Annotated in this window: 14 protein-coding genes and 1 pseudogene; 7 read left to right on the top strand and 8 right to left on the bottom strand. The window is 62.6% G+C overall.

The annotated features are described in order from the left end of the window. The 4 genes and pseudogenes from EOA85_RS09165 to EOA85_RS09150 form a co-directional block, all read left to right on the top strand. Positions 1–613, top strand: a pseudogene (locus EOA85_RS09165) (phosphoketolase); the annotation flags it as partial. Beyond that, positions 613–1,785 carry an acetate/propionate family kinase gene (locus EOA85_RS09160; protein ID WP_164759567.1) on the top strand — a complete coding sequence of 391 codons (1,173 nt, stop codon included), beginning with the start codon at positions 613–615 and terminating at the stop codon, positions 1,783–1,785. The pseudogene EOA85_RS09165 and the gene EOA85_RS09160, both read left to right, overlap by 1 nt. Next, positions 1,778–2,209, top strand: coding sequence for a hypothetical protein (locus EOA85_RS09155; RefSeq protein ID WP_127209170.1), 432 nt, complete (start codon positions 1,778–1,780; stop codon positions 2,207–2,209). The genes EOA85_RS09160 and EOA85_RS09155 overlap by 8 nt, the downstream gene beginning before the upstream one ends. A 218-nt stretch (positions 2,210–2,427) precedes the next feature. Further along, positions 2,428–3,069, top strand: coding sequence for a ThuA domain-containing protein (locus EOA85_RS09150; RefSeq protein ID WP_127209173.1), 642 nt, complete (start codon positions 2,428–2,430; stop codon positions 3,067–3,069). A 238-nt stretch (positions 3,070–3,307) separates the two neighbouring features. Here the strand turns inward: EOA85_RS09150 and EOA85_RS09145 are convergent, their stop codons facing one another. From EOA85_RS09145 to EOA85_RS09135, 3 genes are all read right to left on the bottom strand, one after another. Next, positions 3,308–3,973: a DUF6064 family protein gene (locus EOA85_RS09145; protein WP_127209169.1), complete on the bottom strand. Its 666-nt coding sequence runs from the start codon at positions 3,971–3,973 to the stop codon at positions 3,308–3,310. Continuing rightward, positions 3,974–4,891, bottom strand: coding sequence for an aldo/keto reductase (locus tag EOA85_RS09140; RefSeq protein WP_127209168.1), 918 nt, complete (start codon positions 4,889–4,891; stop codon positions 3,974–3,976). Positions 4,892–5,103: 212 nt separating this feature from the next. Then, entirely contained in the window at positions 5,104–5,544 is a 441-nt protein-coding gene (locus tag EOA85_RS09135; protein WP_245485654.1) for a hypothetical protein, read from the bottom strand. Between the two features lie 460 nt (positions 5,545–6,004). Between EOA85_RS09135 and EOA85_RS09130 the strand changes: the two genes are divergently transcribed. The 3 genes from EOA85_RS09130 to EOA85_RS38805 all read left to right on the top strand — a co-directional run bounded on the left by EOA85_RS09130 (position 6,005) and on the right by EOA85_RS38805 (position 11,259). Continuing rightward, complete coding sequence (locus EOA85_RS09130; protein ID WP_029350534.1) at positions 6,005–6,850, top strand: hydrolase; 846 nt, start codon at positions 6,005–6,007, stop codon at positions 6,848–6,850. Positions 6,851–6,899: 49 nt separating this feature from the next. Beyond that, a complete protein-coding gene (locus EOA85_RS09125; RefSeq protein ID WP_245485653.1) occupies positions 6,900–8,468 on the top strand; it encodes an ABC transporter substrate-binding protein in 1,569 nt (522 codons plus the stop codon). 631 nt (positions 8,469–9,099) lie between these two features. Beyond that, positions 9,100–11,259 carry a hypothetical protein gene (locus EOA85_RS38805; protein WP_245485652.1) on the top strand — a complete coding sequence of 720 codons (2,160 nt, stop codon included), beginning with the start codon at positions 9,100–9,102 and terminating at the stop codon, positions 11,257–11,259. A gap of 167 nt (positions 11,260–11,426) precedes the next feature. Here EOA85_RS38805 and EOA85_RS37370 read toward each other — a convergent pair whose 3' ends face one another. The 5 genes from EOA85_RS37370 to EOA85_RS09090 form a co-directional block, all read right to left on the bottom strand. Then, positions 11,427–11,846: a hypothetical protein gene (locus EOA85_RS37370; protein WP_164759566.1), complete on the bottom strand. Its 420-nt coding sequence runs from the start codon at positions 11,844–11,846 to the stop codon at positions 11,427–11,429. 533 nt (positions 11,847–12,379) lie between these two features. Next, the gene (locus tag EOA85_RS09105) at positions 12,380–13,117 is read right to left on the bottom strand and encodes an MOSC domain-containing protein (protein ID WP_127209165.1); all 738 of its coding nucleotides are present in this window, start codon (positions 13,115–13,117) and stop codon (positions 12,380–12,382) included. A 25-nt stretch (positions 13,118–13,142) separates the two neighbouring features. Then, the gene (locus EOA85_RS09100) at positions 13,143–14,774 is read right to left on the bottom strand and encodes an ABC transporter ATP-binding protein (RefSeq protein ID WP_245485655.1); all 1,632 of its coding nucleotides are present in this window, start codon (positions 14,772–14,774) and stop codon (positions 13,143–13,145) included. 41 nt (positions 14,775–14,815) lie between these two features. Beyond that, positions 14,816–15,643, bottom strand: coding sequence for an ABC transporter permease (locus EOA85_RS09095; RefSeq protein ID WP_127209163.1), 828 nt, complete (start codon positions 15,641–15,643; stop codon positions 14,816–14,818). Next, positions 15,640–16,581, bottom strand: a complete 942-nt coding sequence (locus tag EOA85_RS09090; RefSeq protein ID WP_127209162.1) for an ABC transporter permease — start codon at positions 16,579–16,581, stop codon at positions 15,640–15,642. Before EOA85_RS09090 ends, EOA85_RS09095 begins: the two co-directional genes overlap by 4 nt. Position 16,582 lies beyond the last annotated feature (1 nt).

Below are 16,582 nucleotides of genomic sequence, written 5' to 3'. Positions count from 1 at the left end.
GTCTTCGACAGACAGCCATTGCAGGGCGGGGGCGGGGATCTGGGAATGGGCCGGAACGGTTGCCAAGGGCGAGGATCCGGATGTGGTGATGGTCTGCGCCGGCGACGTGCCGACACTGGAGACGCTCGCTGCCACCGACATTTTGCGTTCGGCGCTTCCAGACCTGAAGGTTCGCGTCGTCAATGTGGTCGACCTGATGACGCTGCAGTCGAATTCAAAGCATCCGCATGGCCTTGCCGATGAGGATTTCGACGCGCTGTTCACGAAAACCAGGCCGGTCATCTTCGCCTATCACGGCTATCCCTACCTCATCCACCGGCTGACCTACCGACGCGCCAACCATGACAACATGCACGTGCACGGTTTTCGCGAGGAAGGCACCACCACCACGCCGTTCGACATGGTCGTACTCAATGAACTTGACCGTTTTCACCTGGCGCTCGCCGCGATCGAACGCGTGCCAGGTCTCGCCGAACGGGCGAAAAATCTTGCCGCCGAACTGCACGGGAAGCTTGCGGAACACAAGGCTTATGTCCGCGAGTACGGCGAAGACATGCCCGAGATTCAGAAGTGGAACTGGCCTGATAACAGTGCGACGAAGGTTGCCGATTGATGCGACACGCAATTCTTGCACTGAACGCCGGCTCCTCCAGTATCAAGTTCGGACTATATGACCTTGAACCGTCGGCAGAACTGCAACTCGTCTCGCGTGGTACGCTGGACCTGGGCAATGCGCCGAGGCTCAGCGTGAAAGCGGCCGATGGGACAGTGCAGTGTGATCGGCCGCTTGCTGGAGACGCGCGCAATGCGGGCATCGACGCGTTGCTCGACTGGATCGAGAGCGAACTTGGCGGCAGAAAACTGGTCTCCGCCGGACACCGCATCGTGCATGGCGGGCGCGACTTCGTCGAACCCGTCCGTCTGACGCCTCGAGTGATCGAGGCGTTGGACAGGCTGACGCCGCTTGCTCCGCTGCATCAGCCTCGCAGTCTCGCGCCGATCCGCACACTTGCGGCGCTGCGGCCGGATCTGCCGCAGGTCGGATGTTTCGACACAGCCTTCCATCAGACGATCGATCCGATCGTGAGCCGCTTCGCGCTGCCGCGTAGATTTGATGAGGACGGAATCCGCCGCTACGGGTTTCATGGTCTTTCCTACGAATACATCGCCGGGCAGCTCAAGGAGATAGCACCCGGTCTTGCAGCGAAGCGGACGATCGTCGCCCATCTCGGCAACGGAGCGAGCCTGTGCGCCATGCGCGACGGAAGAAGCGTCGATACGACGATGGGCTTTTCCGCGCTCGACGGCCTGGTCATGGGCACGCGTTGCGGCGCCATCGATCCGGGCGTGCTTTTGTACTTCATCCTGGAGAGAGGTATTGCGGGGGAGGCTCTGCAGCACATGCTCTATGAGGAATCCGGGCTGCTCGGAATATCCGGCATCTCGGGCGACATGCGCACGCTGCAAGCGAGCGACGATCCCCACGCCCGCGAAGCGGTAAATCTTTTTGCATTCCGGGCCGCAAGGGAAGTTGCCGCACTCGCCAACACGTTGGGCGGCCTCGAATGCCTCGTGTTCACCGCCGGCATTGGCGAGCGCTCAGCGCCGGTCCGCAAGGCAATATGCGAAAGGCTTCATTGGCTTGGCGTGGCGATCGACGAGCCATCCAATGGCTCTCATGCCGAGATCATAAGCCGATCGGACAGCAAGGTCGAAATACGCGTCGTCGCGACCGACGAGGAGAGGATCATCGCTCGCCACACGCGCGTGCAGGGGAATGCTTGATAACGCAATCAACGGTGCTGTTTTCCAAGACAAGGAACCCTGCGCGCCTGCGCCCGTTCCCCTGTTTGATACCAAAGGGAGAGATCCAATGGCCGAAACCCCTAACAACGCAGGCGCCTCAAAGGCGGCAAACGAAGCCCAAGAGGCGATGAAGAAGCAGATCGCTGAGCTTCGCCGCGAGATCACGAAAATAAATCGGACCCTTTCCGACCGCGCCGAGGAGGCAGAGGGCTGGTACGACAGCGCCGCCGAACGGGCCTCGCGCGCAGCCCGGCAATTGCGTAGCCAGGCGCACACCGTGACTGAAACTGTCCAGCAGAATCCAGGCACAATATCTTCGGCGATGATGCTTGGCGGCATGCTAGGTGTTGTCTTGGGAATTGTGATTGCAAAGAGTTCCGAACCTGAGCGGCGGTGGTTCTAAGGGGCAGATCACCACCCTTGCAGTGCCGAGCCTATCGGCATCAAGCATGGCTCTTGCGCTGTTGGCATCGGTTGCCATGAGCGTCGCCAACCTGACCCGCGTCACGCAAAAGAATGCGGCGATCCACTGAACCGTGGCCGTCTACTTAATTTCGTACAGCTCTTGTTTCATCGATCATCTTGCTGACAGTCTTCATGCACCAACTGACGGAGAAGAATATGCGGCAAGCGCTGATCGTATGGGGCGGCTGGGATGGACACGAGCCGGAAGAAGGTGCGCGCGTCGTCAAGGCGATGCTCGAAGAGGAAGGGTTTGGCGTGCGCGTCGAAACCACGACCGAGATATTCGCCGACCCGGCGATCGCCGATCTGAGCCTGATCGTCCCGATCTACACGATGGCCAAGCTTGCGAAGAACGAGGAGCTCAACCTGACAAAGGCAGTCGAGGGCGGTGTCGGCCTTGGCGGCTATCACGGCGGCATGTGCGATGCCTTTCGTGAAGCCACGGAATACCAGTTCATGTGCGGCGGTCAGTGGGTGGCCCACCCAGGCAACATCATCGACTACCGGGTCGACATCATCAGGCACGACGATCCGATCATGAACGGCATCGATGATTTCCCGTACCGCTCCGAGCAGTACTACATGCATGTGGATCCATCGAATGAGGTGCTGGCGACCACCACCTTCTCCGGCGAGCACGCGTCCTGGATAGAAGGCGTGGTCATGCCGGTCGTCTGGAAGCGCCGGCACGGCAAGGGAAGGGTGTTCTATTCGGCACTCGGACATGCCGTCAGGGAGTTCGCGGTGCCGCAGATGCGAACGATATTTCGCCGCGGCCTGGTGTGGGCGGCGCGCTGAGAGCGCGACAGTCGGTCCTGCTGGTACTGGTCGCCACGCCAGGAATCCTGCCACGCCGTCAGAGATGGATTTGGAGCCCTGTGAAGGATGGCGCCGAACCTGAAACAAAAACCCGCCTTGGTCGTTGGCGCGAATAGGCACCGTAAACAATTTCAGCTGCCGGCACAAACCAAGAACAAACGTGCTGCCGACAATCGCTCACGTTTCTTGCCGGAGCAAATGCCGAAGCTTTATCGCATCACCGAGCAATGCGGCGCAGGGCCAAGGCAGCGACAGTGGTGCCCGCCGCCAGAAGCGGCGGCCAGGCCTGCGGATCGCCCATGGCATGGAGCGTCAGGCCGCTGAGCAGCAGCCACAGCAGCGGGATCGCAAACAGCAGCGGCACAGGCCCGCCGCTCGCTGCAAGCAGGACGCCGAGCGTCGTGATCGCAGTCGGGTCCGGCGCGATGCCGAAGACCTCGGCGCTTGTCCATGGCCGCCGGAAAAGCGGCGGCAGGAGGGGATAGACGACGAGGCCAGCGGCCATGATCAGCAGCCCGAGCCTTGCTGCGATGTCCCGCTGCTCGAAGGCGAGGCCGCCGCGCGCGGCACCGCCGAACGCCAGCAGCAGCGCCTGCAGGCCGAAGGCCGGCGCGACATAGGCGATCGCCCAGTTGATCACGGCATAGCGGCTCGACAGGAAGGACCAGCCGACGAAGGCAAAGATCGCGGCGAGGACGAGCGCAATCCAGAGGCCGTGGCGAGGCGGCCGCCGCAGCACGAGCAGGACAATGGCGAGGCCGGCGGCGAGCGTCAGGAGATGCAGCGGCCAGAAGGCGGCATTGGCCAACTCGAACATGCGCCAGTAGACGCGCGGCGAGAATAGCAGGAAATCTTCCAGCCGGTAGGTCCACCATTCCGACATCTAGAGATTCCGGACGTAGGCCGCCATCTGATCGCGCATGGCCGCGTCGGGGAGGGGACCAGTCGCCGCCAGCACGTTCTCGCGCACGTGTTCGACGCGGGTGGTGGCGGGGATGGCGACGGTTACGGAGGGATGCGAAAGGATGAACTTCAAAATGAACTGCGCCCAGGTCCCGGCACCGATCTCCGCCGCCCAGTCCGGCAGCGTCTCGCCTTCGAGCTGGCGCGTCAGCTCGCCTTGGCGAAACGGCCGGTTGACGATGACGGCCATCCCGCGCTCGGCCGCCAGCGGCAGGAGCCGCTCCTCCGCCTCGCGGTCGACGATGTTATAGGTGAGCTGCACGAAGTCGAGCGGATGCGCGCGCATGATTTGTTCGAACAGGTCGTGCCGTCGTCCTTCGGACGTCGTGATGCCGACATAACGGATCCGCCCGTCCGCCTTCTTGGCGAACAAGGTTTCGAGATGCGTTTCCCAGGCGACGAGGTTGTGGACCTGCACGAGATCGAAGCGCGGCACACCCCACAAGCGGCGCGACTGCTCGATCTGCGCGGGTCCGTCGGCGGCGGAGGAGGTCCAGACCTTCTCGGCGGAAAACAGCGCTTCGGGCCGGCCGAGCTTCTCGAGGCCATAGCCGATCACAGGCTGCGAGGAGCCGTACATGGGCGAGGAATCGATCATGCGGCCGCCCGCCGCGAAGAAGGCCGCCATCACCTCGGCGCACTCGTCGCGCAGCACCGGATCGTCGCCGACATTGAAGGTGATCCAGGTGCCCAGGCCCACAGCGGGAAGCATCTCTCCCGAGGAGGGCACGGCCCGCATCACCGGCGCAGGCGGCGCGCCGGGCGCGGTTCCCGGCAGCACCAGAGCCGCTCCGGAAGTGGCGGCAGCCTTCACGAACGTCCTGCGGGTGATGATCATCGTCTGCCGTCCCTGTACTCCCGACTCCCTGTACTCCCGAATCCCTGTGCTCCCGACTACTTGTACTCCCGACCACAAGAATGGTTCCGGGCGATCGGCTTCGCAAGGCTGATCGGCGGGGAGGTCGGTCTCTGGCAGCTGTTCGGAATATCGAACGCCTGCCTGAAATAGGAACGAACGATGCAGGGCCTGGGGTGCGCCAGCCGGCCCGATTACCTGGAAATGGCTCCTGTCCTGACTTGATGGCGCTGGCGGGCATATGCCACGCAGCCGTCTACCGTGCTGACGCAGAGCGCATTGCGGTGGTTCTGCGTGTTGTTGTCGCCGGCGTAGGCGACCTCGGCAACACGGCCACCGACCATTCGGATTTGCGTGTTGCAATAGCCGCCAGGATCGACATTGAGCGATCCTCCAACCGTCGGGACCGCACCCACGGCCAAAGTTGGAATCACGACGTTGAGATTGCCGCGTTGAACGGTACGTTGATACGTCCAGATCTGGCTTCCGCCCGCATCGGCGGTGGCAGTCGGAAAGCCAGCGCACATTCGAACGTCCGCCTCGCTGAGACCGACCATCTCTTTGCGGGCTGCCGCCGTTGTGGCGTCTTCCTTTGAGAGGTTCGACGTGTCGTCAGGGGCGACGCAGGAGGACACGATCGAACTGCCGGCCAGGAGAACAACAAGGACAAGCGTTCGGATGCGGGAAGATATCATACCGACTGTAGTGATTTGCGCTGAGGCCCCGAGAACCTAGTTAGGCAAGCAGATAATCGAGTCAACCTGCACAACTTCACGATGTCGTTTGTCATGAAGCTCGGCCGACCTTGAGCCGACGGCGCCGATGCGATCGTCGCCGCGATCAAAGCCCAAATGGGCCACGCGCACGCGCCGCTATCGTGCGCGACGTAAACGAGGCGCGATGCGCCTTTTGCAGCACGGCAAGTTTCCGGAACCCCGAACTGACGCGCGACGGCCGGACACCTGCTCATGCCTGCTCCGGAAGCTTCGGCGTTATGCGACGTAAAATACGTACTTTCCTGACATCATGGTTAAACAAGTGCTTTTCAGTCGCACAAAATGATGAAACAATGAGATTGAGATTAGGGAAAATTCGATGCGCAACGTCAGCGGACATGGCAAGCGCCTGTCCTATTACGATTTCGGGCATACCTCGGTGTACGCCTCCCGCTTCGATCAGCGCTTCCCCTATTGTGCCTATGTGCCCGAGGACTATGACGAAGACGGCGGCAAGACCTATCCGCTGGCGGTGATCGTGCATGGCACCGAACGCGGCATGCTCGCCTACCGGGATGCCTTTGCCGACTTCGCCGAACAGAACGGCGTGATCGTGCTCGCCCCGCTCTTCCCGGCAAATATCTGTTTTCCGGGCGATCTTTCCTCTTACAAGATGCTGCGCCAGGGCGACCTCCACTACGATGCCGTGCTGCTCGACATGGTCGAGGAGATGCGCGAGCGTTATCGCATCCGCGGCGACCGTGTGCTGATGTACGGCTTCTCTGGGGGCGGCCATTTCACCCATCGTTTCCTGTTCCTCCATCCCGAACGTCTGCTGGCCGCATCGATCGGTGCGCCGGGCGTCGTGACGCTGCTTGACTTCGATCACGATTTCTGGGTCGGGGTGCGCGACTTCGAGAGAGTGTTCGGCAAGAACGTCGACCTCGACGCCATGCGCAAGGTCGCCGTGCAGATGGTGATCGGTGGTGACGATCTCCAAACCTGGGAGATCACCATCAAGCCGGAGGATGACTGGTGGATGCCCGGCGCCGATCTCGCCGGCGCGACCCGCAACGACCGGATCAGATCGTTGAAGGGCAGCCTGGAGAGACACGGCGTCGAGGTGCAGTTGGATGTCGTGCCTGGCATCGCTCACAACGACCGCGAGCTCATCGCCAAGGTCAAGGAGTTCTTTGCGCGGACATTGAATGCCGCGCCCGCCTGAAAAACTGCAGTCAACAAACTGGAGATAAAAAATGGGAACAGGATTGAGAATGGGAAGACGATTGATCCAGGTGCTGGCGGCAATCGCCGTGATGGCGTGTGCATTGCCGGCGACGGCGCAGGAGCAGCCGAAAACCGGCGGCACGCTCAAGGTTCGCATCAACGCTGACATCCGCGCCACCGACGGTCTCAGCCGAGACGCGAATACCGACACGGTGCTGCACCATATCTTTGAGACGCTGGTGGCATATCGCGCCGATCTCACAGTAGGACCGGCACTGGCCGAATCCTGGAAAGTGTCGGACGACGGCAAGACCTATGCCTTTACCCTGCGCGACGGCGCGGCTTTCCACAATGGCGACGCCGTGACCTCATCCGACGTCAGATGGAACTGGGATCGCCGCATGGACCCAGCCAACCAGTGGTTCTGCATTCCGTTCTTCGATGGCAGCCAGGGCCTTAAGGTCGAGCAAGTGGCGACGCCCGATCCACGCACCGTCGTCTTCACGCTCAACGCGCCGAATGCGCTCTTTTTGGCGCAGCTCGCCAGTGTCCAGTGCAATGGCTGGGTCGCCAGCCCGAAGAATGTCGGCGCTGACGGCAAATGGATCGCCGATTCCGCCATCGGCAGCGGCCCGTTCACGCTGAAGGAATGGGTCAAGGGCCAGTATTTGGCGCTCGAACGCTTTCCCGACTACAAGCCGGTGAAGGAGGCGCCAAGTGGCTTTGCCGGCAGCCGTGAGACCTATGTCGACGAGGTGCGCTTCATCGTCATCCCCGACACGGCGGCGGCGGAGACCGCGCTGTTTGCCGGCGAGGTCGACGTGCTTCCCGATCTTGAATCATCGCGTGTCGAGGAAGCCAAGTCGCGGGGCATGACGGTGCTGTCGACGCAAGGCCTGTCATGGACGGCGATCCTGCTGCAAACCAAGGACCCGCTGCTGTCGAATGCCAAGATACGCACGGCGCTGGCGCATGCCGCCGACATCAACCAGATCGCCGCCGCCCGCACCAACGGTGTCGCCACCGGAGATCCCTCGGCCGTCGCCCAGGCGAGCTCGTTCTTCGACGACGAATTCCTTAAATGGCCGGAATACGACCCGGTCAAGGCTAAGGCACTGCTGGACGAGGCCGGCTACAAGGGCCAGCCGATCAAGATCCAGACCAACACCCGCTACCAGGGGATGTATGAGAACGCGGTGCTGCTGCAGGCGATGCTGACGGCCGCGGGCTTCAACGCCCAGCTCGAAGTGCTGGATTGGGCGGCACAGCTCGACAATTACCTTGCCGGCAAATTCCAGATCCAGTCCTTCGGCTACTCGGCTCGTCTCGATCCGTCGCTGATGTATGGCGTCATCCTCGGCGACAAGGCGACCGACCCGACGGCGCAGTGGGACAGCAAGGAGGCCCTCGACCTCTACACGAGGTCGATGGCGACGACCGACCCAGCGCAACGCAAGGCGCTGTTCAAGCAGCTCCATGCCCTCATGGCAAAGGATGTGCCGATCCTTGGCCTCTATTACGAGCCATCGGTCGACGCGGTGTCGTCGAAGGTGAAGGGCTATTCGGTATGGCCGGCGGCAAACCCCCGCGTATGGGGCGTCTGGAAAAGCGAATAGGAGCTGGCGATTGTCTGTTGCTCGAAAGATCGGAGGCGTGTTGTCCTCCGATCTTTCGTTTGAGGTACCCGGTGTGAAAACCTGACTCTTGGTTCCGGGGCCATAAACCCGCTCAGGGTGGGAAGGATCCTAAACTCACCAGCTCTCCGACGGCGCGTGTGCGCGCCAGGAGCGGTCGTTCGACAGCGATCCGAGCAGCGATGGCCGTTGTGCGTGGCCGAAGTGCTTCTGACGTTTAGTATGAGGTGACGGTTGACCGTGGAGGTCTGTGACCTAGCTTTGTGACCTAGCTTAAAAGTCAGGCGGACCGTCCAGAGCCGGAAATGGCGGAATGGTGCGCACCGTGGGAGAACTCTCGGGACGTGGAGATGCAGAGTTGCAAGTCGGCTTTCAGAGCCTGTGCGCCCTTGGCGACCGATAATCGGCCGCCACGGCATCTTCAAGCTTCGATTCAAATGAAAGTCAGCTGCGCCGGCCTGTCTATCAGCGCGCGACCGGCGCTCCGAGCACTGGAGGGATCTCGAAGCAAGTGACAGCTTCGAAAGCGATCGAAGGCTTTAGCCAGCACAAGGCGAGGACCAAACACCGCTTCACGAACTGAGAATACACCCAAGAACGCACAGGCACGGCAATGCCAAATCCTCTTGCCGAAATTTACGCAAACGACGCAGATCTCGCCATCCTGGGCGGGACAGCAACACTTGCCTCGGTGGGCCTCTATCTTGTGCTCCGGCGTATCCTTATCGCGGTGCAACGGCATCGCCTCAAATCAGATGTGAGCGAAGGCGGATCTGATCCCCCCGAGGTGGCATCTTGGGATTGGGAAAGCCCGGCCGATCTTGCAAACGAGCCTGCTTCTTCTTCTCGGGTGGCCGTGCCCTCAGACACCGCAGACCTGGACGTTCGGCGTCAGGATGCCAATTACCTTCGGTTCGGGGTGCGAATCGAGTATTTCGACGTGAGCTCCGAAGCTTGCGAGAGCTCGTCTGCGGCCCAGACCAACGTTTCCGCGACGGACATACCGCAATCCGGCCGCCTTGCGACATCGGTCAGAGAAATCGCTGGCTATGTTCGTAGGCAGGTGGCGGCTAATCTTGCCGCCGTAAGTAGTCCAGTATTGAGGGCTCTGAGCCGTATGCCGACACAACTCGCCCCCGCGGAACGTGGGGAGCGAATTTGTGGGTCAGCATGGGACCAATTGGGTCATAAGGCTTCCCTGCGCAAAGTTGCTCAGTTGGCCAATCCGGCGCATCGCGGCTTGAATGTCACAGCTCGAAGGGGAGGGGTCAGCCTGGATCCCGAGCCGACCATAGTAACGGCCTCCCCTCCTCGCGTTCGCAAGCCGATCGGTCTTGTGCCCCGCTTGGGCGTCGCCGCAATCTGTCTGGCCGTGCCGCTTAGCTATGCGATGACGAGACAAAACTGGGTCGAAAGCGCCCCCGCCATTTCGCGGGCCCGAGGCACGAGTGTCGACTTGCTCAGCCCGGATCTGGCGGCTGCCCGGGCGCAAGTCGGGGCAGCCGGTGGTCAGGCGGCCGCCGCAGGGGAATTGGGCGGCCAGGAGCACCGGGTGGCGGAACGCGAACGCGCAAGGAGCGCTGTTCTGCAGGGAGCACTCCTCGAGTCGCGCAAGCAGATCGATGCGCTGAGGACAAGCATGGCAGCCTCCGACAACGCACGCGAGGAGCGATTGCGCAACGAGCTCGCGGCAGCCCGCACCCTTGACGCATTGCGGCGCATAGCGGGAGATGCCCGCACAATGCTGAGCGAGGCCACCAATTATGTCTTTGCGGAGATGCCCGCTGCTCATCTGGAGCGTCAGCGAGCCGAATGGCGGGCGCGCGAACTGTCGCGAGCGCGGGCGAAAATTGAACAGCTTGAGGCCGAGGCCGCCGAAGATCGCGCCAAGGCCAAGGCATCGCTGGCGCAAGCGAGCGGAATGCTCGACGACGAACGCCGGAAGTCAGAGAACCTTCGTGGGGACCTCGCCGAAGTGAAACTGTCCAATGCCGCACTCATGGAGCGCGCGGACGCGGCTGAGCAGGAACGGACCGGTGCAGTCACAGCGAGAGTAGGAGTGGAGCAGACCGCAGCCGAGACGGAGGGCGCGCTGGCTCGAGAACGCGCTGCAGCAGCGTCGATTCGTGAGGAGCTAAAAAAAGCTCGGCTCGAGCGCCACGCGTCTGAACAGGAACGAGCCAGAGCGGTGTCAGCGAGAGAGCGTGCCGAGCAGACTGCAACCGAGACGGCACAGGCTCTGGCACGAGAACGTGCTGCAGCAGCGTCGACGCGTGACGAGCTGCAAAAAGCTCGCCTCGAGCGCGTCGCGGCTGAGCAGGAACGAGCCAGAGCAGTCTCAGCGAGAGAGCGTGCCGAGCAGACTGCAACCGAGACGGCGCAAGCGCTGGCACGGGAACGCGCTGCAGCAGTCTCGACCCATGAGGATGTCGATAAGGTTCGCCTCGAACGCGCCGCCGCCCGAGCACTTTTGGTACGGGTCACCAGGCTGAAGGAGGCTCTGGACAAGCAACGTGAAGCCAATGTTTCTCTTGCCCGCGACTTGGCTGCGGCGCGCGCGGACAATGACAGGCTTAGGACTGAGCGTCGCAGCGCGCAGATTGAGCGACCGCTGAAGCCGCGCTCCGGCCGCGCAGCAGCCGCTACCGGCCCGGTGAAGACTGTCAGCCAGAAGACTGCACGTAGCAAGGTTCGCAACCCGTCGCGGATTACCCGGGTGCGTTCTCTCACGCTTCCCTATTCCCTCAGGCCGAGACACGCGACATTGGAGTGATTTCCAAAACGACTGCGCGGTCCTCCTATCGAAGGCCTTCGGAAGGCATTGCCTCGCACCCGCTCACGACGCCGCGGCCACTTCGGGCAAAACAAGGAGCTATGCCAGGATGAAATCACCCGTTCGAATTCATCCTGCTCTCGTCGGCGAGGAGTCTGCGCGATGCGCTATGTCAGCCCGATCACGCCGCCAGTCGCGTTCAATTCGCATTTGATCGGCGCCTGCCGCGTCTCCACCTTGCCCTGCCGTACATAGTCGATGCTGACCTCAATGGGAGCCGAGATCGTGTCCGGGCTCAACTGATGTATGGAACCTGCGCTGCTGACGCGCACACTGGTCGCGCCAAACGGGGCGGCGGCCGACTCGATTGCATCATGGCAGGCGCGAACGACTTCATCCGGGAGGCCCGGCAGCGCTTTGATCGGACTGACCGTTGATGGACTGTTGACGTCACTGGGAGGCTGGAGGCTGGGTGGAAGGCCGACCGACCGTCCGGCCTCTACGGACGGGACGACACTGACGGCAGTGGTGGTCGTAGTTGCCGCCACTGCCGCCGTTGCAGCGGTGCTGGTCCCATCGTCATCCACCGGTGGACTACTGCTGGAGCCGCTGGGCTTGCCGCCAGGTCCTTTGTGCGGGCCGCCTTTGCTGCCTTCACCGTGATGGCTGCCAGCGCTATTGCTTCCGCCATGGCTGCCAGCGCTATTGCCTCCGCCACCATGGTCGCCAGCGCTATTGCCTCCGCCGCGCTGGCCGCCGGCTGCAGCTCCTGCGCAAGCTACTGCGATCGAGCAAACGAATACGAAATATGCCCAGCTGGATTCAGGGGATTGACGCACGACCACCTCCATAAAGTGCGTCGGTCCAACCGTCTTTCCGCGGCATGCAGTCAGGACGGCGCAACCGCCGCCGCCCCCAGGCAAACTCGCGACTAAGGCGCCCACGGAGGTAAACTAGGGGATGAATTTGGTGTATCAAGGACGCGGTGCGTAGTGGCCGGCATCAGCAGCGAGTTCGGCAACAACGCATACTCCGCATAGCCGCCATCGAACTTACGGCCCATCTCACCCGTCAGCCGCCGCAACGTGCCGCCGTCCGGCATTGAAAGCTGGAAGAAGGGTCAGGCTTCGTTCAAGGTGACCCTGTCGCCCAGCCTGATCTTGCCCGGCTGCACGATCTGGCAGAGCGCGCCGAAGCCGCCTTTACCATGGCGTGCTATGGTTTGCAGCACTGCCGGTTCGAAGGCAAGATCGCCTTGCGGCAGCGCCGTGAACGTGCAGCGCGCACAAGGCTCCGAAATCACGATCCGCGCCTCGCCGATGGAAAGCACTTTCCCAATGATCTGCTGCTCGACGAAACCGTCCTGCGAAGCGTCGGTTTCGATCACGATATTGGGCCGGAACCGCCTGGAATCCACTTGCGACGGATCCGGAACCAGGCCGGCAAGCCTGTCCATCGAGGCTGACGTGACGATGTGGATGTCGGCGCGCTGATAGCGTGGCGCGATACGATCGTGGGCTTGCGAACCGAAGGGGACATGTGGGTGCAACGCCGCCGGGAAATCAAGTAAGGCCGAAACCAGCTCGCCTGCGAGGCTGGAGCCGGCATCGATCCAGGAGCCATCGTCCAATCCGATTTCCGGCCTGTCGCCTCGCAGCCGTGCAAAAAGGTTCGGCAGCGGCCGCCAATGTTTTAGCTTTTCCGGCGCGGCAACAATTCCGTCGCGCCGGTCGACGACGCCCCAGATCCGGTCGCCCGGAATCCCGCCTTCCGCAAGCTCCGTCCCGTCCAGCCCTTCGCCGCCTATCGAACTGACGGGATATCGCCAGATTTCCTTGATATGGCCGAACGGCGTCATGATGCGGAGACGAGCCGTGTCGCTTTCATTGCGCCACTGCCTTGCGTGCGCCCGCGCCGTCGGCGAAACGGCGATCGATCAGCATCGCCGCATCGAGAAGGGCGCGCGTATACGCGTGGCGCGGCCGGTCGAAGACGTCGTCGCGGTCGCCGATCTCGACGATCCTTCCCTCCTGCATGACCGCGACCCTATCGGCAACCTGCTCCACTGCACCCAGATCATGCGAGACGAACAGACAGGCGAAACCGTAGCGTTCCTGCAACGACCGGATCAGGAGCAGGATCTGTTTCTGCACCGTCATGTCCAGCGCCGAAACCGGCTCGTCGGCAACGACGAAGGCCGGTCGCCTGACGATCGCCCGCGCGATCGCGACGCGCTGGCGTTGCCCGCCTGACAGCTGATGCGGGAAACGCTCGAGAAGGTCGCGCGTCAGTCCCACTTCCTCGATGACCTCATTCATGCGCGCGGTCCGCCGCTTGCGATCCAATTCGGCGTCGAGCTTCAACGGCTCGGTGACGATTTCCGCAATGGACTGGCGAGGGTCCAGCGAGGAATAGGGGTCCTGGAAGACGATCTGCATGTCGCGACGCTGCAATCGCGTGTCAGCCGATCGTCCACTTGCAATCGCCTTGCCAAGAAACGAGATCGTTCCGCTGGACGGCTTGACGAGGCCGACAATGGCGCGCCCGAGCGTCGTCTTGCCGGAGCCCGACGCGCCGACCAACGCCAGGGTTTCGCCACGCCGGATGGTAAGGTCGACGCGGTCTACGGCGCGCTTCGGCTGCGCGCGCGCAAACAGCCTGTGACGGCCCGGATAGTCGATGATGACATTGCTGATCTCGACCAGGGGCGCGCCGTTGACGGATCTTCTCGATCCGCCGGCGCTGCGCTTGGGAAGCGCATCCACCAACCGCCTGGTATAGTCGTGCTGCCGTGCGTGAAGGACCTGGGTGCTGCTTCCCTGTTCGACCGCCTTGCCTTCGCACATCACCGTCACGTTGTTCACATAGTGCGACACCATGCCGAGGTCGTGGCTGATCAGCAGGACGGCGGTTCCATTCTCCCGCGTCAGCTCGACCATGAGGTCGAGCACGTCGCGCTGCACCAGCGTGTCGAGCGCCGTGGTCGGCTCGTCGGCGATCAGCAGGCGCGGCTTGAGCAGCATGACCGATGCCAGCATGATGCGTTGGCGCATGCCGCCCGAGAATTCGTGCGGATAGGCCGCAAGGCATTTGCCGGGATCCTTGATCTGGATCCTCTCCAGCATCGCCACCGAGCGGTCCTTGATCTCGGCGCGCGACATGTCGCGATGCAGGCGAAGCCCTTCCGCCATCTGCTCGCCGATGGTGACGGCGGGATTGAGCGAGACCATCGGCTCCTGGAAAACCATGCCGATCTGTGCACCGCGTATCTGGCGCAGTGCCTTTGCGGCAAGGCCGGTGAGCTCCCGTCCTTCGAAGCGGATGCTGCTGTCAGCGGTCGTGATCAGCGGGGCAGGGAGCAAGCTCAGGATCGAGCGGGCCGCCATCGTCTTGCCCGAACCGGATTCACCGACCAGCGCCAGCATGTCGCCAGAGGCGAGATCGAAATTCAGCTCGTCGACGATCCGCTTTCCCGATGGTCCCACCGAGATCGACAGGTTGCGCACTGAAAGCATCGTGTTGTTGTCCCCGGCCGGCACGAGCATGTTTCCAGCACCTACATATTCGGGTCGAGCCAGTCGCGCACCGCGTCGCCCAGCATGTTGATGCCGAGCAGCGTGATCGAGATGCAGAGACCCGGAAGGATAATCAGATGCGGCGCCTGGCCGATATAGGGCCGCGCCGTTGATAGCATGTTGCCCCAGCTGGGCGCCGGAGGCGGGACGCCCAGTCCCAGAAAGCTCAGCGCGCTTTCCGACAGGATGATCCAGCCGAACATGGTGGTCGCGAGCACGATGATCGGGGCAACGCAATTGGGCAGCACATGCCGCGCCATGGTGATGATCTCGCTATTGCCCATCACGCGCGAGGCCTCGACATATTCCCGCTCGCGAATGGACATCACGGAGGCCCGCACCACGCGCACCACGATCGGCATGTAGGCAAGGCCGAGCGCAACGATGATGCCCTCGCGGCTGGCGCCGATCACCGCCATCAGGCCGAGCGCCAGAAGCAGGCCAGGGAAGGCGAGGAAGGCGTCGTTGACCATCATGATGGCGCGATCGACCCAGCCCCGCAGGAAACCGGCGAGAACGCCGAAGAGGGTGCCGGTGATCAATGCGAAGGCGACCGTCGCAAAAGCGATCCAGGCGCTGGTCCGCGCGCCGATGGCGAGGCGGCTGAGCACGTCGCGGCCGAATTCGTCGGCGCCGAGCAGGTGCACAGACGAGGGCCCGCTGAGGCGCGACGGCAGATCGAGCTTGAGCGGATCGAGGGGCGCGATCCACGGACCGAACACGGCCAAAAGGATCAATGCCCCGGTGACGGCGATCCCGAAGATCGCGTTGAATTTCAGACCGGGCCGGCCGAGCGCACGGGCGATCATGCGGTAACCCTCGGATCAAGCAGCGGGTAAATCAGGTCGACGAGAAGATTGACCGCGACATAGATGAAGGCGATGAACAGCATCGATCCCTGAATCACGGGATAGTCGCGGGCATAGATCGCGTCGACCAGCAGCCGGCCGAGGCCGGGAATGGTAAAGACGGTCTCGATGACGACGATGCTGGAAAGCAGGCTGCCGAGTACCAAGCCAATCAGGGTCAAGGTGGGCGCGAAGGCATTCTTGAAAGCGTGGCGCCACATCACCGCGCTTTCCGAAAGCCCCTTTGCCCGCGCATGGGTGATGTATTCCAGGCGCGCCACCTCGATCGTGCTGGCCCTGGCCATGCGCGCAATCGGGCCGGACTCGACGAGCACCAAGGTGACCACGGGCAGGATCACATACAGAGCGGCTTGCGCGAAGTCGCGGCTGAAGGGTACGTAGCCGACGACCGGCAGCCAGCCGAGATCGAGGCCGAAGATCAGCATCAGCATCAGCCCCAGCCAGAAACTGGGGATCGAGAGCAGGATGGTCGAGGTGGCGACGACCGTGACGTCGCGGAGACTGTCCTGCTTCCAAGCAGCCAGCATTCCGGCAGGCACGGCGATCGCTGAGGCGACAATCACGGCGAGAAAGACGATGGTCGAGGAGACGGCGAAACGGTCGAGGATGAGCGGCAGCACCTCTTGCCCGCTGCCGATCGAGCGTCCGAAATCGCCTGAAAGGACGTTGCCGGCCCAGATCAGATATTGCACCACCACCGGCTGGTCGAGCCCCATCTGATGCCGCATCGCATCGACCTGTCCGGGCTGCGCGAGCTCGCCCAGCATCAGCGTCGCAGGATCGCCCGGAATGAAGCGCATCATCACGAAGACCGCGACCGAGACCAGGATGAGTGTCGGTACGGCGCTGGCGAGGCGGGTCAGGACAAAGCGGACCATA

The sequence above is a fragment of the Mesorhizobium sp. M5C.F.Ca.IN.020.29.1.1 genome, from assembly GCF_003997375.1.
GTDB classification, from domain to species: Bacteria; Pseudomonadota; Alphaproteobacteria; order Rhizobiales; family Rhizobiaceae; genus Mesorhizobium; species Mesorhizobium wenxiniae.
The sequence above is the reverse complement of the archived record's forward strand: the minus strand, read 5'-3'. Positions and strand labels throughout refer to the sequence as shown.